Raw genomic sequence first — 18694 nt, 5'->3', positions numbered from 1 at the left:
AGATCAAGATCAAGAGCGGCTCGCTTCGCATCGTGGTTACCGTTTTGGCTACAGCCCCCAAAGTTGTGTAGATACCTTTGCTGCGATAGCGGTGGTTCAGTTAAAAATTAATTGGCTGACACTCCGCATTCGCGGGCAAGCCCGCTCCCACAGGGGTCTGTGAAATAAATAAAAAATAATTGCCAGCAGAGGTGAGGTAAATCGCCGGCCCATCCGTGTAGTGCATGAAACTGCGATCAATTCGCATTAACAGCGTTTTCTACACGGGTGCTCACAGCATGAAATCGACGGCGGGCGGTTGGGTCAAACAGTGGCTGGGAGCCTCGGTATTCACGGTGTCGGGGCTGGTCTTATTGCCCCTGGCCATGGCGCAGGCGCAGGAGCAGCAAAGTGCCCAGTTCAATTTTGCCCTGGCGGCCAAGCCGTTGCCCCAGGCGTTGAGCGATTTCAGCCGGGTTACCGGGATCAGTGTGATCTACACCGATGAAGCGCCCTACGGCATCAACGCCCCGGCGGTCAGCGGGCAGATGAGCGCGACCCAGGCCCTGCAACGTCTGCTGGGCCGTTCCGGCTTCACCTTTCGCCAGATCGACGCCCGTACCCTGGCGCTGGAACCGGTGCCCACCGATGGCGCGGTCAACCTGGGCGCTACCACTATCAGCGGCATCGACCCCACCCAAGCCAGCACCAGCTACCAGCCACCGCCCACCAGTTCGGTGATGCGCTCCCATGGCCTGCTGCTGGAAACCCCGCAAACCGTAAATGTGGTGCCCGCCCAAGTATTGCGCGATCAACAGCCGCGTAACCTGGATGACGCCCTGGGCAATATCAGTGGTATTACCCAGTCCAACACCCTCGGCAGCACCCAGGACGCGGTGATGCTGCGTGGCTTTGGCGACAACCGTAATGGCTCGATCATGAAGGACGGCATGCCCGTGGTGCAGGGCCGGGCGTTGAACGCCACCGCTGATCGCGTCGAAGTGCTCAAGGGGCCGTCGTCGCTGTTGTACGGCATCCAGGACCCGGGTGGCGTGGTCAATATCGTCAGCAAAAAGCCCGAACTGGTGCAGTCCACGGCCCTGACCGCGCGCGGTTCAACCTTCGGCAGCGGCAAGAACGGCAGCGGCGGCAACCTCGACACCACCGGCCCCCTCGGTGACAGCGGCCTGGCCTATCGCCTGATCGTTGACCATGAAGACGAAGACTACTGGCGCAACTACGGTACCCACCGCGAGACGCTGGTGGCGCCGTCCCTGGCCTGGTACGGCGATACCACCCAGGTGGTTGTCGCCTATGAACACCGCGAGTTTCTCTCGCCCTTTGACCGTGGCACTGCCATCGACCCCAAGACCCGCCACCCGCTGAACATCCCCGCGACCCGCCGCCTGGATGAGCCGTTCAACAATATGGAAGGGCGCTCCGATCTGTATCGCCTGACCGTCGACCACGATCTGAATGACGACTGGAAAGCCCACTTCGGCTACAGCTGGAACCGCGAAACCTACGACGCCAGCCAGGTGCGGGTGGTCAAGGTCAACCCCAACGGCACCCTGACCCGCAGCATGGATGGCACCCAGGGCGCGCTGACCACCGACCGTTTCGCAACCGCAAGCCTTGAAGGCAAGCTGGATGTGGCGGGTATGCAACACGACCTGGTATTCGGCCTGGACGACGAGTACCGCAAGATCTACCGCGCCGACCTGATCCGCCAGGCTCCGCGCGGTGTCTTCAATTACAACAACCCGGTGTACGGCAACGAAGTGGCGGGTTCCAACGTCAGCGCGCCGGACAGCAACCAGACTGACCTGCTGCGCAGCGACTCGCTGTTCTTCCAGGATGCGATTCATCTCAACGACCAGTGGATTCTGGTCGGTGGGGCGCGTTATCAAATGTACGATCAATACGCCGGCAAAGGCGTGCCGTTCACCGCCAACACCGATGGCAATGGCCAAAAATGGGTGCCTCGGGCCGGGCTGGTGTACCGCTACACCGATGAACTGTCGTTCTACGGCAGCTACACCGAGTCGTTCAAGCCCAACTCCACCATTGCGCCACTGGCCAACAAAACCGTGCTGGATGGCAGCCTCGACCCTGAAGAATCCAAGGCCTGGGAGCTTGGCACCAAGTTCGACCTGCCGGGGCGTATCACCGCCAGTGCGGCGTTGTTCAACATCGACAAACGCAATGTGCTGGTCCAGGTGGGCGAGGGGCTAACCTCGGTCTACAGCGTGGCGGGCAAGGTGCGCTCCCGTGGCCTGGAGCTGGATGCCAGCGGCCAGTTGACCGACAAGTGGAGCCTGATCGGCAGCTATGCCTACACCGATGCCGAGGTCACCGACGACCCGACGCTCAAAGGCAAGCGCCTGCAGAATGTGGCGAAAAACACCGGCTCGCTGTCGGCTGTGTATGACTTCGGCACTCTTCTGGGGGGCGATCAACTGCGGGTCGGCGCCGGTGCGCGCTATGTGGGCGAGCGCGCTGGGGATGCGGCCAACAGCTTTGAACTGCCGAGCTATACCGTGGCGGATGTATTTGCCAGCTACGACACGCAACTTGATGGGCAGAAGGTCAAGTTTCAGCTCAATGTGAAGAACCTGTTCGACCGCACCTATTACACCTCTTCGGTGAATACGCAGTTCGTGTCTATTGGTGATGCGCGGCAGGTGTCGGTTTCAAGCACGTTGACCTTCTGATTCCGGGTTGCTGGCATTCTTCTGTGGGCTGGCTTGCCTGCGATGGCCATAAGTTTCTACACATCTTTGGTGTGACGCTGGACCTGTGGCGAGGGAGCTTGCTCCCGTGACGGACTGACAGCCGACGCTGATCTAACTGACACACCACGATCCAAATGTGGGAGCTGGCTTGCCTGCGAAGACGGCCTAGCAGTCAACACAGCTGGACCGGGTACATATCCGTTATTTAGGTAACGGCCACTTAGGGTTCCGCTCTGACAGCGGCTCACTTTTGAACAAACAGCGCAAAAGTAAGCAAAACGCTCTTGCCCCACCACTCGGCACCTCGCTTAGGCTCGGCTGAGATCAAGATCACAAGCAGATCAAGAGCAAGATCAAGAGCGGCTCGCTTCGCATCGTGGTTACCGTCTGCTGTTACAACCTACGAAGTTGTGTAGATACTATGCTGCGATGGCATCGACTGGGTTTGCCTGATACACCGAGTTGCCTGCATCGCAGGCAAGCCAGCTCCCACAGGAAAGCGGTCGCCACATTGATAGCGAGCTGTTAGCGTTGCCGCCATTGCAGGCTTATGGAAAACGCTACTGATGCACTTTGGAAAATGGTTTCACACCAGCACCCTGCTGGTCGGCTTGAGTTTTGTGCTGGGCGGCTGCGCCAGCGTCTCCCAAACCTCCACCCCGGCAACCCTGGATAAGCTGTTGAGCGACCCGGCGCTGCAAGGCGCCACCGTCTCGCTGATGGTGCGTGATGCCCGCACAGGCACCACGCTGTATCAGCACAACCCACGCACCCGGCTGGTGCCCGCGTCCAACCTCAAGCTGTTGACCACGGCGGCAGCCATGGATGTATTGGGGCCGCAGTACCGCTTCGCCACGCAACTGCTGAGCAATGGCCTACGCCAGGGCGACCGGCTGACTGGCAACCTGTACCTGCGTGGCTTGGGCGACCCGAGTATTCAGTTTGCCGACTATCAGGCGCTCGCCGCGCAATTGGCCAGCCAGGGCGTGCGCCAGGTGCAGGGTGACCTGGTGTTCGATGACACCTGGTTCGATGCCGAGCGGCTGGGCGTGGACTGGTCCCATGATGATGAAACCACCTACTACGGCGCGCAGATTTCAGCGCTGACCGTGGCGCCCAATACCGACTTTGATGCTGGCAGCGTGCTGGTCAACGCCAAGGCGCCGTTGCACGTCGGCTCGCCGGTCGGCGTGGAGATCTACCCGCCCACCGACTACCTGCAACTGAATAACCGCGCCGTCAGCGGGCCGGGTAACAGCTATGGGATCAACCGTCGCCATGGCACCAACCTGCTGCAGCTCAGCGGCGCGGTGGCGCCTGGCCGGCAGAGCCAGCAATTGATCAGCGTGTGGGAGCCGACGCAACTGGTGGCCAACCTGTTTGAGCAAGCCTTGGCGCAGCAGGGCATCAAGGTGCTGGGGCGTCGGGTGATGGGCGGGGCAAGTCCTGCTGGGGTGACGGTGCTGGCCGAGCACCAATCGGCGCCGTTGCAGGAGCTGATCGTGCCGCTGCTCAAGCTCTCGAACAACGCCATGTCCGAAGCCGTGCTCAAGGCCATGGGCCGCCAGACGGCCAGCAGCGGCACGGCGGCGGCGGGCGCCGTGGCGGTGGCCGACTTTCTCAAGCGCCAGGGGCTGGACACCAGCGCTGTGAGCCAAGTGGACGGCTCCGGCCTGTCGCGGCGTAACCTGGTGTCGTCGCAAACCCTCACCGACCTGCTGCTGGCGGCCAGCAAACAACCCTGGTTCGACGCCTGGTACAACGCGCTGCCGGTTGCCGGCAATGCCGACCGTATGACCGGCGGCAGCCTGGGTTACCGCCTGCGCGGCACGGCTGCGGAAAATAACCTGCATGCCAAGACCGGCTCCATGGCCGGCGTGTCGTCATTGAGCGGTTACATCACCGATGCTCACGGGCGCAAGCTGGTGTTCGCGATGTTGACCAACAACTATGTGGTCGCTGGCGCGCAGGTAAAAGCCGTGGAAAACCGCGTCGCCGTGGCCCTGTCCCACAGCGAAGACTGATTCAGGGCTGATAGCCCATGCGCCAACTCACGGCCCGGGTCGCCGCCAGCAAGCGCTGCGCCGCCGGGCCATCTTCATCGGCATGGAACAGTGAAGTCGGGCCGACCACGGTCATCACCGCCGCCACGTGCCCGACCGCATTGAACACCGGCGCTGATAATGCATCCACGCCAGGCATCAGCAGCCCATGTACGAAGTGCAGGCCACGGCGGCGGATTTGCTCGCACACGCTGGCATAGGCCTGATCGTCCGCCAAGCTGTGGGCGGTGCCGGCCTGAACCTCGCGTTCGCGCAGTTCTACAGTTTCCCGTGACGGCAGATAAGCGCTGAACACCAGCCCGGTGGAAGAGCTGAGCAGCGGCAACACTGAGCCCAGTTGCGTCACCACGGTAACGGCGCGCACTGCCGGCTCGATCTGCACCACGGTCGCGCCCTGGTTGCCCCACACCGCCAGAAAGCAGGTTTCGTTCAATTCATCGCGCAGTTCGGCCAGGGGCATGGCGCCGACTTTCAACACATCCATGCTGCCCAGCGCCGCCAGCCCCACTCGCAATGCCTCCCGGCCCAGGCCGTAATGGTTGGTGGCTGCGTTCTGTTCGGCAAAACCCGACGCGATCAGGGCCTGCAAATAGCGGTGCACCTTGCTCGCCGGCATCTGCACATGTTCGGCCAGGCGTGACAACGAGGTGGCCGGGGACAGTTCGGCCAGGGCCTTGAGGATATCGGTGCCGACTTCCGCCGAGCGGACTTTCTGTTTACCGGTGTCGCGAGGCTTTTCCATGGAAGGGCGAGAATCCGAGAGATGAATGGGCGTCTTTATAGCTTGACGGTCGATAGTGATCAAATTACGTTATGCGTAACTGGATTACGATAAATACAACTGACCCTCAGAGGACGATCCATGAACCTCGAATACCTGTCGGGCTTCGGCAATGAATTCGCCAGCGAAGCCTTGCCCGGCGCGCTGCCGGTTGGCCAGAACTCGCCGCAGAAAGCCCCTTACGGCCTCTACACCGAACTGTTTTCCGGCACCGCCTTCACCATGGCCCGCAGCGAAGCCCGTCGCACCTGGCTTTACCGCATCCAGCCGTCGGCCAACCACCCGGCATTCGTCAAGCTTGCGCGGCAATTGGCCGGTGGCCCGTTGGGCGCGGTCACGCCGAATCGCTTGCGTTGGAACCCGTTGGATATCCCGAGTGAGCCGACGGACTTTATCGACGGCCTGGTGGGCATGGTCGCCAATTCGGGGGCGGAAAAACCAGCGGGCATCAGCATCTATAATTACCGCGCCAACCGCTCCATGGAGCGCGTGTTCTTCAATGCCGACGGCGAACTGCTGATCGTCCCCGAGCAGGGCCGCCTGCGCATCGCCACCGAACTGGGCGTGCTGGATGTCGAGCCGCTGGAAATTGTCGTGCTGCCCCGTGGTCTCAAGTTCCGTATCGAGCTGCTGGATGCGCAAGCACGCGGTTACGTCGCCGAGAACCACGGCGCCCCGCTGCGTCTGCCTGACCTGGGGCCGATTGGCAGCAACGGCCTGGCCAACCCCCGCGACTTTCTTACGCCGGTGGCCCGCTACGAAGACCTCAAGCAACCGACTACGCTGGTACAGAAGTTCCTCGGCGAACTGTGGGCCTGCGAGCTGGACCATTCACCGCTCAACGTGGTCGCCTGGCACGGCAACAATGTGCCGTACAAATACGACCTGCGTCGCTTCAACACCATTGGCACGGTGAGTTTCGATCATCCGGACCCGTCGATCTTCACCGTGCTGACCTCGCCCACCAGCGTGCATGGCCTGGCCAACCTCGACTTCGTGATCTTCCCGCCGCGCTGGATGGTGGCCGAGAACACCTTCCGGCCGCCGTGGTTCCATCGCAACCTGATGAACGAATACATGGGCCTGATCCAGGGCGCCTACGACGCCAAGGCCGAAGGCTTCCTGCCGGGCGGCGCATCGCTGCACAGTTGCATGAGCGCCCACGGCCCGGATGGCGAGACCTGCACCAAGGCCATCAACGCGGACCTTGCGCCGCACAAGATCGATAACACCATGGCGTTCATGTTCGAGACCAGCCAAGTGCTGCGCCCGACCCAGTTCGCCCTGGAGTGCCCACAACTGCAACCTGCGTATGACGCGTGCTGGGCCGCGCTGCCCGCCACCTTCAACCCGAACCGGAGATAACCCATGACTCAACCAACGCAGACCCGCAGCTGGGTATCCTCGGCCAACGGCCACGCCGATTTCCCCCTGCAGAACTTGCCCCTGGGCGTGTTCAGTATCAATGGCTCGGCACCGCGCAGTGGCGTGGCGATTGGCGATGCGATTCTCGACCTGCATGCCGCACTGGACGCGTTTGAGGGCGAAGCCCGACGCGCCGTCGAAGCCACTGCGGGCGGGCAGTTGAACGCGTTTTTCGAACTGGGCCGTGGCCCTCGCGTTGCCCTGCGCGAGCGCCTGCTGGAACTACTGGCCGAAGGCAGCGAGCTGCAAAACCGCGAAGCGCACGTGCTGCACCGTGCCGCCGATTGCCAGATGCACCTGCCGGCCAAGATCAATGACTACACCGACTTCTACGTCGGCATCGAGCACGCGCAAAACGTCGGCAAGTTGTTCCGCCCCGATAACCCGCTGTTGCCGAACTACAAATACGTGCCGATTGGTTACCATGGCCGTGCCTCGACCATTCGTCCCTCGGGTACAGAGGTGCGACGCCCTAAAGGCCAGACCCTGCCGGCCGGCCAGTCCGAACCGACCTTTGGCCCCTGCGCGCGCCTGGACTATGAGTTGGAGCTGGGCATCTGGATCGGCCAGGGCAATGCCATGGGCGATGCGATTGCCATTGGCGATGCCGCCGAGCATATCGCCGGTTTCTGCCTGCTCAACGACTGGTCGGCGCGGGATATCCAGGCCTGGGAGTACCAGCCGCTGGGGCCGTTCTTGTCGAAAAGCTTTATCACCAGCATCTCGCCGTGGGTGGTGACTGCCGAAGCCCTGGAGCCCTTCCGCAAAGCCCAGCCGCCGCGCCCTGAAGGTGATCCGCAACCGCTGCCTTACCTGTTGGATAAGCGTGATCAGAACGCGGGCGCCTTTGATATCGAACTGGAAGTGCTGCTCACCACGGCCTCGATGCGTGAGCAAAACCTGCCCGCCCATCGCCTGACCCTGAGCAACACCGAGCATATGTACTGGACCGTGGCGCAAATGGTGGCGCACCACAGCGTCAATGGCTGCCAGTTGCAGGCCGGCGACCTGTTTGGTTCGGGCACGTTGTCTGGCCCGCAGCCGGGGCAGTTTGGCAGCCTGTTGGAGATTACCGAAGGCGGTAAAAAGCCGATTGAACTGGCTTCCGGCGAGGTGCGCAAATTCCTCGAGGATGGCGACGAAATCATTCTGCGTGCCCGTTGCAGCCGCGAGGGTTTTGCCTCTATCGGCTTCGGCGAATGCCGCGGTACCGTGGTCGCGGCGCGCTGAGAGGGCAGGGCCATGGAACTCTATACTTACTACCGTTCTACCGCGTCGTATCGAGTACGTATTGCCCTGGCCCTCAAAGGCCTGGATTTCACCGCGCTGCCGGTCAACCTGCTGGTGCCGGCAGGCGGCGCCAACCGCCAGCCTGAATACCTGGCGATCAACCCCCAAGGGCGGGTGCCGGCACTGCGTACTGATGAAGGGGCGTTGCTGATCCAGTCACAGGCGATCATTGAGTACCTGGAGGAGCGTTATCCCCAGGTGCCGTTGCTCTCCAAAGACCTGGTAGCGCGCGCTCATGAGCGGGCGGTGGCGTCGATCATCGCCTGTGATATCCACCCGTTGCATAACTCCAGTACCCAGAACTTGCTGCGCAAATGGGAGCACGATGAGGCGCAATTGCTGGAGTGGATCGGGCACTGGATCAGCCAGGGCCTGGGCGCGGTGGAGCAGTTGATTGGCGACACCGGGTTTTGCTTTGGCGAGCAGCCGGGCTTGGCCGATGCGTTTCTAATTCCACAGCTGTACGCGGCCGAGCGTTTCAAGGTGCCCTTGGCGGCGTACCCACGCATTGGGCGGGTGGCGGGGTTGGCGGCCCAACATCCAGCCTTCGTGCAGGCCCACCCCGCCAGTCAGCCTGACACACCCTAGGCCCCCTGTGGGAGGGGGGAAAGCCCCAATGCCGTTCAGTTAAGCGAGCGCAATGCTCACAGCCATGAAGATCAAATGTGGGAGCTGGCTTGCCTGCGAAAGCGTTAGTGCAGTAGCAGATGCGGTGACTGTCACACCGCCTTCGCGGGCAAGCCCGCTCCCACAGGGGATTCGCGCTTAACTGACTGGCATTGGGGTAAACCCCTCCCACATTTGATCGCGCCAACCTAACAAAAAATAAAGGTACCTTGCGATGCACAATCAGATTGCCAGCTTTCGTGCGGCACTCGACGCCCGTCCGGTGTCGCGCTACCAATGGTTGATTCTCCTGCTGCTGGCACTGCTACTGGTCACTGATGGCTACGACGCCCAGGTATTGGGCTATGTAGTGCCGGCGCTGGCTCAGGACTGGGGCCTGGAAAAATCCGCGTTTGGCCCCGTGTTCAGCGCCAACCTGCTGGGCCTCACCCTCGGCTCGCTGTTGGTGACGCCGCTGGCGGATCGGTTTGGCGTGCGACGTATCCTGCTGGCATGCGTGCTGATCTACGCCAGCCTCACGGTATTGATGGTGTTCGCCAATTCCCTGACCACGTTGATGGCGGCGCGTTTTATCTGCGGCATCGGCATGGGCGGTGCGATGCCCAGTGCCATGGCGTTGATGTCAGAGTATTCGCCGCCACGCCTGCGCACCTTGATGGTGACCCTGGCCGCCTGTGGCTTTTCGTTCGGCGGCGCGGCGGGTGGCTTCGTGGCGGCGGGGTTTATCGACAGCTTTGGCTGGCAGGCGGTGTTCCTGGCCGGCGGTGTGACGCCGTTGCTGCTGTTCCCGTTCCTGGTGTGGCTGTTGCCCGAATCCTTGCCGCGCCTGTTGCGCGATGCGCCGCCCTATCTGCGTTTGCGCAGAGTCACGGCGCGGATGCTGCCCGACTGGCAGCCACCGCCCGCGACCGAAGCGGAAAACTTGAAGGAGCAAGGCAGCAAACTGACGGTAGTGGAGCTGTTTCGCAACGGCTACGCGCGCCCGACGCTGCTGATCTGGGCGACTTTTTTCGTCAGCCTGATCCTGCTGTATTTCATGATCAGTTGGTTGCCGTCGCTATTGCTCGAAAGCGGCCTGGCGTTGAACGAAGCCAACCTGGTCACCTCCATGTTCCTGTTCGCCGGCACCTTGGGCGCCATTCTCATGGCCTGGTTTGCCGACCGCCTGAAAAGCAAAGTAAGGTTGCTGTCCGGCGTGCTGGCGGCGGCAGCGTTGTGCACCGTCCTGCTGGGCTTGAACCATGACAACCCACGCTACCTGGTGGCCTGCGTGTTCGCTGCCGGGTTCTGCATCATCGGCGGGCAACTGACCCTCAATGCCTTCGCGAGCAACTTCTACCCGGCGCACGTGCGCGCCACCGGCACAGGCTGGGCGTTGGGTGTGGGGCGATTCGGGTCGATTCTAGGGCCACTGTTTGGCAGCCTGTTGTTGGCGATGCATATACCGGTCGAGCAGATTTTCTTTTTTTGCGCGATTCCGGCGGTGATTGCAGCGTTGCTGATTATTCAAGTGCGGGCTCCTACAGTGGGGTCAGTGCACCACTGAGTTGGGCGGCAGATGCCCCAGCCGCTCGGTCAGGCGCAAGCGCTGGATCGGGTCGTCGCTGAGCAGCAGCGCGTGTTCCAGGTCGAAGCGTTCGGCGCTGGGGCAGTCCAGGCGTTGATACAGGCTGGCCCGCGCCAGGTAGTCGGAGGCGCTGGCGTTGCCCAGTTCCAGTACGCGCTCGGCGTCCACCAGGGCGGCCAGTGGCTCGTCGTTGGCAAGGTAGAGTTGGCGCAGGTTGCGCGACAGCCGTTGCAGGATGGCCCGTGGCTCGGCGGTCAGCAGGTGGTCGGCCTGCAATTTCAGCTTCGACCCATATTGGCGCGCCAGCAACTCCCGGCAGTCGTTGGGGTACAGGCGCCGGCCGCCGCAAGGGTCCAACAGGTGATCGGCTCCCGGTACCCGCAGCAGGAAGTGCCCAGGGAAGTTCACGCCGACCATGGGGATATCCAGGCGCCGTGCCATCTCCAGTGCGATCAGGCCCATGGCCAAGGGTTGCCCGCGTTTGCGTTGCAGCACTTTGTCCAGCAGCGCGGCGGCGGGGCGCAACGGCGTATGGTCATCCTGGGCAAACCCCAGGTCATTCATGCGCCGCAGTAGCGGCTGGCCGAGTTCATCCGCCGGTAGCAAGGGCATGCCCAGGCTCACCTGTTGTTGTAGCGCACCAAGGTCGTGCAGGATCAACGCGGGCTGCACGCTGGCGTCATGCTCGGCAGCAATCCACAACGCGGCTTCAAACAGCGCGGGGGGTGAACGGTCCAGGCAGGCGAAAAAGGCTGTGCGGGGATTCATTGAGTTCTCCGGCGTATGCCCCCGTTTTAGCCTTGCTGCGAATTTTCGTCCAGCATCTTGAGAGATATCCCAAACTCTTATGTCGTAGATCCCACGAAAACGCGCGGCTTATTCCAGCGCAATCCAGCAGTTTTCTGCCGCAAGCCTATACTTGGCCCACTACCAGAAGTGATTCGGGAGCTCATTGATGTTTGCGCTCATGCACAGCACCCGCCTTGAATCGCTGCACCTGAGCGTTGATCCGGTGACCGGCTTGAAGGCGATCATCGCCATCCACAACAGTCGCCTGGGCCCAGCGTTGGGTGGCTGTCGTTACCTGGCTTACCCTAATGATGAAACCGCCGTGGCCGATGCCGCGCGCCTGGCGCAAGGCATGAGCTACAAAGCGGCACTGGCCGGGCTGCCGGTGGGCGGCGGCACGGCGGTGATCATCCGCCCCGTGCACGTGGAAAGCCGTGCGGCGCTGTTCGAGGCGTTTGGCCGTTGTGTGGAAAAACTCGACGGCCGCTTCATCACCTCGATCGACAGCGGTACCTCAGTTGCCGACATGGACTGCATCGCCCAGAACACTCGCTTTGTCACCAGCACCACCGCCGCCGGAGACCCCGCCCCTCATGCTGCCATGGGGGTGTTTGCCGGTATCCGCACTACCGCCATGGCGCGCCTGGGCAGCGACAACCTCGAGGGCCTGCGCGTCGCGGTGCAAGGCCTGGGGAATGTCGGTTATGCCCTGGCCGAACAATTGCACGCCGCCGGTGCCGAACTGCTGGTCAGCGATATCGACCACGGCAAGGTGCAACTGGCCATGGAGCAACTGGGCGCCCACCCGATTGCCAACGACGCCTTGCTCAGCACCCCCTGCGATATCCTTGCACCGTGCGGCGTCGGCGCCGTGTTCAACCGTAACAGCGTCGGCCAGTTGCGTTGCGCCGCCGTGGCGGGTGCCGCCAGCGCACAACTGACCAACCTGGACATCGCCGACCAATTGGAAGGCCGCGGCATCCTCTACGCGCCAGACTACGTGATCAACTCTGGCGGGCTGATCTACGTCGCCCTCAAACACGCCGGCACCGACCTGCCTGGCATCACCGCACACCTGTCGAACATCGGCAGCCGCCTGACCGAAATCTTTGCCCACGCCCAAGCCGAAAAACGCTCCCCCGCGCGGGTGGCCGATGAACTGGCCGAACGCTTGCTGTACAAATAGGCCAGGCATTAAAAAGGCCCTGAATCCATGATTCAGGGCCTGTTCAATTCGGGCTTTACTCTGCTGCCGGGTTCAGCAACTCGGACAGCGCGTCCGGTTGGCTCTTGAACGCCTTGGCAAATACATCACGGTTCTTCGCCATGTAAATCCCGGCTTCCTCCACCTGCTGCTCGCTCAACGACGGCACGGCTTTTTGCAACACCTCTGCCAGCAACTCAGCGAGTTCAAGCATCTTGTCATGACGGTCAGCTTCGGCTTTATCCATGAACAAACGCTCCAGATCTCGGCTGCTGCGGTATACCACTTCGACGGCCATTCACCACCTCACATGCCTTCACGATAGTTGTCTTTTGCGACTACTGTATTTATATACAGCGAAAAGGATAAGCCAAACGCTGGGGTTTGGGTAGTAGGTTTTTAATGTAGTTGGGAAATGGGGGGCTGAACCGGAAATTTCGCACAGCACGCTTAGGTCGATCATTCCCACGCTCTGCGTGGGAATGCATCCCGTGACGCTCCGCGTCACCCACGAGCTGGTCTGCGGGACGCGCACTGTGGCGAGGGCTCGGATTTCTGTGCCTCATGCCACCGAGCCATCATCTCATGGCAGTGCTGGCCTTTTTTCTGCATGCAGAACAACCGTCACGTCCACCCCGCATTATCCGGTCGAGCCGACCTAAGGAAGCATCATCGTGAAAATCAATTGGGCCGAAAGGCTGCGTCAGCAAGTACATGGGCTGGCCGAGTCGCTGGGTAATTTGTTTGTCGAGTCGTTCCATTATCTGGCGCTGTTCGCCATTGGTGCGGTGACCGCCTGGGCAGCGGTGATGGAGTTCTTGGGGATGCTGGAGAATGGGCACATCAAGATCGATGACATCTTGCTGCTGTTCATCTACCTGGAATTGGGTGCCATGGTCGGGATTTACTTCAAGACCAACCACATGCCGGTGCGCTTCCTGATCTACGTGGCGATCACTGCGCTCACGCGTTTGCTGATCTCCAACGTGTCGCACCACAACCCGCCGGACGTGGGCATCATCTACCTGTGCGGCGGCATTTTGCTGTTGGCGTTTGCGATCCTGGTGGTGCGCTATGCGTCGTCGGCCTTCCCTTCGGTGAAGGTCGAAAGCCCGCGTCGCAAGGGCGAAGCGAGCCTTGAGACCGAGAAAGGCGAGCTTTAAAGCCCCACGCTGAAGGGCAGGGTGCGGGCGGGCGGTCGCTGCAGGAGTTTGTGGCTGTCGCCGTCCGTCATCAGCTCCAGGATTTCTACAGCGCTATGGCCTTGTTCGATGGCGATGCCGAACTGGATGCTTTGCACCAGGCGCTTGAGGCGTTGCGGGTCGTTGCGTTGTTCGGCGCTGATCATGCGCTTGGCCACTACGCCAGTCTCGTCAGACAGGGTGAGCATGATGCTGCCGTCCAGCCGTTGAATGCTCAGGTTGACGCGGTATTGGGGGCTGAACGTGTCGGTGATGATCTGAAAAGGATTGTCCATGGTGCGTTACCGCCTGATAAGAACATGCAGTCATTGACGGCCGGTGTCGGGATTAGTTCGCATTGCCTGACCACTGGCCAAATTCCGTTTTCCTCAAAAGCTCTACAGCAAAGGGCGTGCCGTACAGCGATTTACCCGGCACAGAAATCCAAATGTGGGAGCGGGCTTGCCCGCGATTGCGGTGTATCAGCCAATCAATAGTTGGCTGAATGATCGCTATCGCGGGCAAGCCCGCTCCCACATTGGATGTATGTCGTGAGCTAATTCAGGGCATTACGGAAAAAACGATCGCAGACAGCGCAATCAGGCCGATGACCACCACAAATACATTCGATACCTGACCTGAATACTGGCGCAAAGATGGCACGCGGCGAATCGCGTACATCGGCATCAGGAACAGCAGGCACGCGATGATCGGTCCGCCCATGGTTTCGATCATGCCCAGGATGCTTGGGTTGAAGGTGGCCACGGCCCAGCAGGTCAGCACCATGAACAACGCGGTGCAGCGTTCCAGCCATTTCGCCGACATCGAACGGTTGCGCCCGCGCAGGGATTTGACGATTAGCCCCTGGAAGCCTTCGCTGGCACCGATGTAGTGGCCCAGGAAGGATTTGGTGATCGCCACCAGTGCGATCAACGGTGCGGCGTAGGCGATTACCGGCGTCTGGAAGTGGTTGGCCAGGTACGACAGGATCGAAATGTTCTGCGCCTTGGCAGCGGCCAGGTCAGCCGGTGACAGCGCCAGCACGCAGCTGAAGCAGAAGAACATCACGGTCAGCACCATCATGCCGTGGGCGGTGGCCAGGATGCCGCAGCTTTTGCGCTCGGCCTGGGCGCCGTAGACGCGCTTCTGGTCCACGGCAAAGGCGGAGATGATCGGCGAATGGTTGAACGAGAACACCATTACCGGGATCGCCAGCCACAACGTCTTGAAGAACAGCGGCAACGGCATGCCTTCGCTGGCCGAGGCGAAGAACGCGCCGTTCCAGTTGGGAATCAGGCTGAACGCCAGCAGCAGCAAGGCGGCCACGAAGGGGTACACCAGCACGCTCATGGCCTTGACGATCACGCCCTGGCCGCAACGCACGATGGCCATCAGGCCGAGGATCAGCACCAGCGACAGAATCGCCCGGGGCGGGGGCGCCATGTGCAATTGGTGCTCCATGAAACTGCCGAGGGTGTTGGTCAGCGCCACGCTGTACACCAGCAGGATCGGGAAGATCGCAAAGAAATACAGCAGGGTGATCAGCTTGCCGGCGCCGACACCAAAGTGTTCCTCGACCACTTCGGTGATGTCGCCGGATTTGCCTGACAGCACAAAGCGCGTCAGCCCACGGTGGGCGAAGAAGGTCATCGGAAATGCCAGCAATGCCAGCACGATCAGCGGCCAGAAGCCGCCGACGCCGGCATTGATCGGCAGGAACAGGGTGCCCGCGCCGATGGCGGTGCCATAGAGGCCGAGCATCCAGGTGGTGTCGTGTTTGGTCCAGCCGGTGGTTACTGTGCTTTCTCTGACATCGGGATTTTCGGCAGCAGGTGTACGTACATCAGTCATCGGTATTGCCTCGTTATTATTTTTGCGCGGGCTCACGTTGGGGCGGGTAGCAGTGCTCCGATCAGCACTCCACCCAGCTGACCGCCAGGCCGCCCCGTGAAGTTTCTTTGTATTTGTCATGCATATCGGCGCCGGTATCGCGCATGGTGCGGATGACCCGGTCGAGGGAGATGAAGTGTTTGCCGTCGCCGCGCAGGGCCATCTGCGTGGCGTTGATCGCCTTGACCGCCGCAATGGCATTGCGCTCGATGCAGGGCACCTGTACCAGGCCACCGACCGGGTCGCAGGTCAGGCCGAGGTTGTGTTCCAGGCCGATTTCGGCGGCGTTTTCCAGTTGCTCCGGGGTGGCACCGAGGATATCGGCCAGGCCGGCAGCGGCCATGGCGCAGGCCGAGCCCACCTCGCCCTGGCAGCCGACTTCGGCGCCGGAGATGGAGGCGTTTTTCTTGCAGAGGATGCCGACGGCAGCGGCGGCCAGGAAGAAATTGACCACGTCGTCGTCAGACGCGTCGGCGTTGAATTTCATGTAGTAATGCAGCACTGCCGGGATAATTCCGGCCGCGCCGTTGGTCGGGGCGGTGACCATGCGTCCGCCGGCGGCGTTTTCTTCGTTGACGGCGAGGGCAAACAGGTTGACCCATTCCATCGCCGACAAGGTCGAGGTGATCACGTTGGGCTTGCCGATTTCCAACAGGCTGCGGTGCAGCTTCGCGGCGCGACGGGGCACATCCAGGCCACCGGGCAGGATGCCTTCATCGCGCAGGCCCTGTTCCACGCACTCGCGCATCACCGACCAGATATGCAGCAGGCCGCTGCGGATCTCTTCGTCGCTGCGCCACGCCCGTTCGTTGGCCATCATCAGTTCGGATACCCGCAGGCCGTGCTTGTTGCACAAGGCCAGCAGTTCCACCGCGCTGGAAAAATCATAGGGCAATTGCACATCGCTGGTGGGCGCAATGCCTGATGCAGCTTCGGCGGCTTCGATGATGAAACCACCGCCCACCGAGTAATAGGTTTGTTCGCTCAGCAGGCCGCTGTCGCCATAGGCGTGCAAGGACATGGCGTTGGGGTGGTACGGCAGGCTTTCGTCCAGCAGCAGCAAGTCGGTGTGCCAGTTGAAAGCAATTGCCTGAGAGCCCGCCAGCAGCAATTGGCCGGACTCGCGCAGTTGCTGGATACGCGCATTGATCGAGGTGGGGTCGACGCGGTCTGGCCATTCACCCATCAAGCCCATGACACAGGCGCGGTCGGTGGCATGGCCGACGCCGGTGGCGGACAGCGAGCCATACAGGCGCACTTCGACGCGACGGGTTTGGCTGAGCACATGCTGGTCGGTCAGGGCTTGGGCGAACGTCGCGGCAGCGCGCATCGGGCCGACGGTGTGGGAACTGGAAGGGCCGATGCCCACCTTGAATAGATCGAAAACACTGATAGCCATGCTAAAGCCTTACAAGCAATGGAGTAGAAATCGCTGCCATGTTTTGTAGAGCAGGCGGAATTGGCGCGATACTGAGCCTCTGGCTCGGCACTGACCAACGAATTATCCTAAGACACCCTTTAGCAGGACTAAACGCTATGACTCGCCCCCTCCACGGCCAGACCTATGTCTGGTTGCATGTGTTTTCCTGCGCCGCACGGCATCTGTCGTTCACCCGCTGCGCCGAAGAACTGCACATCACGCCCGGAGCGGTGAGCCAGCAAATTCGCCAACTGGAGGAGCGCCTGGGCTTTCGACTGTTTCATCGGCGTGCGCGAGGCGTTGAACTCAGCGCCGAGGGGCAGCGCCTGGCGGCCGTGGTGGGGGAGGCTTATGGCAGCATTGATGCCGAACTGCAGCGCCTGGACGCCGGGATGATCAGCGGCACCTTGCGCCTGCGTTCGATCCCCTCGTTTCTGGGCAAGTGGCTGACCCCGCGTCTGCCACGTTTTCAGCAGCGTTTTCCGGACATTCAACTGCGCATGGTCGCCGAAGACAGCAGCATCGCCCTGCATGAAGGCGACTTCGACCTGGCCATCGACCTGAACGACGGCAGCTACCCTGGGTTGTTATCCACAGCCCTGTTGGATGAACAGATATTCCCGGTGTGCGCCCCCAGCCTGTTGCGTGGCCGGCCGCCCTTGCATGGCCCGGCGGATCTGGCGCATTTCCCGCTGCTGCACGACATCACGGCCTGGCGTGGGAGTTATGAATATGCCGAGTGGGAGTTTTACCTCAATGCCATCGGCTACCACGGTGCCGACGTACGGCGCGGGCACACCTTCAACCGCAACCACTTGACCATCGAAGCCGCCATTGCCGGCATGGGCGTAGCGATTGCGCGGCGCACCTTGCTGAACGATGAGCTGGAGCGCGGCACCCTGATCGTGCCGTTCGGCCTTGCGGTGCCCAACCATAAACGCTATGTACTGCTGTATGCGCCGGGCGCGTTGAACCATCCGGGCGTGCGTGCGGTGCATGATTGGCTGGTGGAGGAAGCGGGGATTTTTCGCAGCTTGCACCCGTTGGGAGAGGAGCAATTGTGAGGAAAACAGGACGTAAGAAGTTGTAACTAACTCCCCACCCTACCAGCGTTTTTGCTCGTCGTCAGGGTTAATTTGTAATGTAGGATTTATCTTTGCAAAGGGGTTGAAATGTTTCAGCAGGTGCTCAATTGTGTAATCAAGAGGTCATGGTTTCACCACCCCGGTGTTGCAGTTTGTGACCTCTGGCGAGCTAGCTGAAATAAGGGAAGAACTATGCAAATCCAAGTCAATAGCGATAACCATATTGAAAGCAGCATCCGACTGGAGGAGTGGGTACGTACTACCATTGAGAGCACGCTCGAACGCTACGAAGAAGACCTGACCCGTGTAGAGGTCTACCTGCGAGACGAGAACGGCGACAAGCCCGGCCCTCACGATTTGAGTTGCCGTCTGGAAGCACGGCCAAAGGGCCATCAACCAGTTTCCGTGTGCCATAAAGCCGATACGCTGGAGCAAGCGATCGATGGCGCCGCAGTCAAGCTCGACCACGCACTGGAACATCTGTTTGGCAAACTGCAAGGCAAGCCGCGCGCTGCCGGTAAAAACCAGCCAATCAACAAAGTGAACGAAGACGCTTTGGAAGAGGAATTCCTGGAAAACGAAAACGCTGCTATTAACGGCTGATTGTTTTTTTATTCCCCCACTGAAAACGGGCCTGCACATGCAGGCCCGTTTTTCG

The 18694-nt window shown here is 61.2% G+C and carries 16 protein-coding genes; 10 read left to right on the top strand and 6 right to left on the bottom strand.

Annotated features, from left to right (window positions below; genetic code table 11):
• Positions 1-278 precede the first annotated feature (278 nt).
• Together BMH52_RS22815 and dacB are read left to right on the top strand one after the other, a co-directional pair.
• Positions 279-2693 carry a TonB-dependent receptor gene (locus BMH52_RS22815; protein WP_073845137.1) on the top strand — a complete coding sequence of 805 codons (2415 nt, stop codon included), beginning with the start codon at positions 279-281 and terminating at the stop codon, positions 2691-2693.
• Between the two features lie 587 nt (positions 2694-3280).
• Positions 3281-4738, top strand: a complete 1458-nt coding sequence (gene dacB, locus BMH52_RS22810) for a D-alanyl-D-alanine carboxypeptidase/D-alanyl-D-alanine-endopeptidase (RefSeq protein ID WP_073845135.1) — start codon at positions 3281-3283, stop codon at positions 4736-4738.
• 1 nt (position 4739) lies between these two features.
• On the opposite strand, the gene BMH52_RS22805 is transcribed toward dacB, so the two are convergent.
• Complete coding sequence (locus BMH52_RS22805) at positions 4740-5519, bottom strand: IclR family transcriptional regulator (protein WP_073845133.1); 780 nt, start codon at positions 5517-5519, stop codon at positions 4740-4742.
• Positions 5520-5639: 120 nt separating this feature from the next.
• Between BMH52_RS22805 and hmgA the strand changes: the two genes are divergently transcribed.
• From hmgA to BMH52_RS22785, 4 genes are all read left to right on the top strand, one after another.
• Positions 5640-6923 carry a homogentisate 1,2-dioxygenase gene (gene hmgA, locus BMH52_RS22800; protein ID WP_020301221.1) on the top strand — a complete coding sequence of 428 codons (1284 nt, stop codon included), beginning with the start codon at positions 5640-5642 and terminating at the stop codon, positions 6921-6923.
• Positions 6924-6926: 3 nt separating this feature from the next.
• Positions 6927-8213 (top strand): fumarylacetoacetase, encoded by a 1287-nt coding sequence (gene fahA / locus BMH52_RS22795; RefSeq protein ID WP_019817645.1) that lies wholly within the window; start codon positions 6927-6929, stop codon positions 8211-8213.
• Positions 8214-8225: 12 nt separating this feature from the next.
• A complete protein-coding gene (maiA, locus tag BMH52_RS22790; protein ID WP_073845131.1) occupies positions 8226-8861 on the top strand; it encodes a maleylacetoacetate isomerase in 636 nt (211 codons plus the stop codon).
• 253 nt (positions 8862-9114) lie between these two features.
• On the top strand, positions 9115-10446 hold the full coding sequence (locus BMH52_RS22785) for an aromatic acid/H+ symport family MFS transporter (protein ID WP_014717046.1): 1332 nt from the start codon (positions 9115-9117) through the stop codon (positions 10444-10446).
• On the opposite strand, the gene BMH52_RS22780 is transcribed toward BMH52_RS22785, so the two are convergent.
• Positions 10432-11235 carry a SirB1 family protein gene (locus tag BMH52_RS22780; protein ID WP_020301219.1) on the bottom strand — a complete coding sequence of 268 codons (804 nt, stop codon included), beginning with the start codon at positions 11233-11235 and terminating at the stop codon, positions 10432-10434. The genes BMH52_RS22785 and BMH52_RS22780 overlap by 15 nt on opposite strands.
• Positions 11236-11422: 187 nt before the next feature.
• Here BMH52_RS22780 and BMH52_RS22775 point away from each other — a divergent pair, with 187 nt between their 5' ends.
• Positions 11423-12442 (top strand): Glu/Leu/Phe/Val dehydrogenase dimerization domain-containing protein, encoded by a 1020-nt coding sequence (locus BMH52_RS22775; protein ID WP_014717048.1) that lies wholly within the window; start codon positions 11423-11425, stop codon positions 12440-12442.
• 55 nt (positions 12443-12497) lie between these two features.
• Here the strand turns inward: BMH52_RS22775 and BMH52_RS22770 are convergent, their stop codons facing one another.
• The gene (locus BMH52_RS22770) at positions 12498-12758 is read right to left on the bottom strand and encodes a YebG family protein (protein WP_003188807.1); all 261 of its coding nucleotides are present in this window, start codon (positions 12756-12758) and stop codon (positions 12498-12500) included.
• A gap of 376 nt (positions 12759-13134) precedes the next feature.
• On the opposite strand from BMH52_RS22770, the gene BMH52_RS22765 reads away from it, so the two are divergent.
• Entirely contained in the window at positions 13135-13623 is a 489-nt protein-coding gene (locus tag BMH52_RS22765) for a phosphate-starvation-inducible protein PsiE (RefSeq protein ID WP_003188808.1), read from the top strand.
• Here BMH52_RS22765 and BMH52_RS22760 read toward each other — a convergent pair.
• From BMH52_RS22760 to BMH52_RS22750, 3 genes are all read right to left on the bottom strand, one after another.
• On the bottom strand, positions 13620-13937 hold the full coding sequence (locus tag BMH52_RS22760) for a DUF3509 domain-containing protein (RefSeq protein WP_058409887.1): 318 nt from the start codon (positions 13935-13937) through the stop codon (positions 13620-13622). The two genes, BMH52_RS22765 and BMH52_RS22760, sit on opposite strands and share 4 nt — an antisense overlap.
• A gap of 265 nt (positions 13938-14202) precedes the next feature.
• The gene (locus BMH52_RS22755) at positions 14203-15492 is read right to left on the bottom strand and encodes a serine/threonine transporter (protein ID WP_073845129.1); all 1290 of its coding nucleotides are present in this window, start codon (positions 15490-15492) and stop codon (positions 14203-14205) included.
• Between the two features lie 61 nt (positions 15493-15553).
• Positions 15554-16930: an L-serine ammonia-lyase gene (locus BMH52_RS22750; RefSeq protein WP_019817648.1), complete on the bottom strand. Its 1377-nt coding sequence runs from the start codon at positions 16928-16930 to the stop codon at positions 15554-15556.
• Positions 16931-17067: 137 nt separating this feature from the next.
• Between BMH52_RS22750 and BMH52_RS22745 the strand changes: the two genes are divergently transcribed.
• Entirely contained in the window at positions 17068-18015 is a 948-nt protein-coding gene (locus tag BMH52_RS22745; protein ID WP_014717056.1) for a LysR substrate-binding domain-containing protein, read from the top strand.
• Between the two features lie 213 nt (positions 18016-18228).
• A complete protein-coding gene (locus BMH52_RS22740; RefSeq protein ID WP_003188815.1) occupies positions 18229-18639 on the top strand; it encodes an HPF/RaiA family ribosome-associated protein in 411 nt (136 codons plus the stop codon).
• Positions 18640-18694 lie beyond the last annotated feature (55 nt).

Origin of the sequence: Pseudomonas sp. BTN1, assembly GCF_001907715.1 — a bacterium.
Taxonomy (GTDB): domain Bacteria; phylum Pseudomonadota; class Gammaproteobacteria; order Pseudomonadales; family Pseudomonadaceae; genus Aquipseudomonas; species Aquipseudomonas paracarnis.
Note: the sequence above shows the minus strand (reverse complement) of the source record. Positions and strands in the feature narration are given on the sequence as shown.

Bases quoted from the DNA above. Each gene is read 5' to 3' on its own strand.
- BMH52_RS22740 (WP_003188815.1), top strand. From the start codon at position 18,229: ATGCAAATCCAAGTCAATAGCGATAACCATATTGAAAGCAGCATCCGA.
- fahA (WP_019817645.1), top strand. From the start codon at position 6,927: ATGACTCAACCAACGCAGACCCGCAGCTGGGTATCCTCGGCCAACGGC.
- dacB (WP_073845135.1), top strand. From the start codon at position 3,281: ATGCACTTTGGAAAATGGTTTCACACCAGCACCCTGCTGGTCGGCTTG.
- BMH52_RS22760 (WP_058409887.1), bottom strand. From the start codon at position 13,937: ATGGACAATCCTTTTCAGATCATCACCGACACGTTCAGCCCCCAATAC.
- BMH52_RS22785 (WP_014717046.1), top strand. From the start codon at position 9,115: ATGCACAATCAGATTGCCAGCTTTCGTGCGGCACTCGACGCCCGTCCG.
- BMH52_RS22745 (WP_014717056.1), top strand. From the start codon at position 17,068: ATGACTCGCCCCCTCCACGGCCAGACCTATGTCTGGTTGCATGTGTTT.
- BMH52_RS22750 (WP_019817648.1), bottom strand. From the start codon at position 16,930: ATGGCTATCAGTGTTTTCGATCTATTCAAGGTGGGCATCGGCCCTTCC.
- BMH52_RS22780 (WP_020301219.1), bottom strand. From the start codon at position 11,235: ATGAATCCCCGCACAGCCTTTTTCGCCTGCCTGGACCGTTCACCCCCC.
- BMH52_RS22770 (WP_003188807.1), bottom strand. From the start codon at position 12,758: ATGGCCGTCGAAGTGGTATACCGCAGCAGCCGAGATCTGGAGCGTTTG.
- hmgA (WP_020301221.1), top strand. From the start codon at position 5,640: ATGAACCTCGAATACCTGTCGGGCTTCGGCAATGAATTCGCCAGCGAA.
- maiA (WP_073845131.1), top strand. From the start codon at position 8,226: ATGGAACTCTATACTTACTACCGTTCTACCGCGTCGTATCGAGTACGT.
- BMH52_RS22815 (WP_073845137.1), top strand. From the start codon at position 279: ATGAAATCGACGGCGGGCGGTTGGGTCAAACAGTGGCTGGGAGCCTCG.
- BMH52_RS22775 (WP_014717048.1), top strand. From the start codon at position 11,423: ATGTTTGCGCTCATGCACAGCACCCGCCTTGAATCGCTGCACCTGAGC.
- BMH52_RS22805 (WP_073845133.1), bottom strand. From the start codon at position 5,519: ATGGAAAAGCCTCGCGACACCGGTAAACAGAAAGTCCGCTCGGCGGAA.
- BMH52_RS22755 (WP_073845129.1), bottom strand. From the start codon at position 15,492: ATGACTGATGTACGTACACCTGCTGCCGAAAATCCCGATGTCAGAGAA.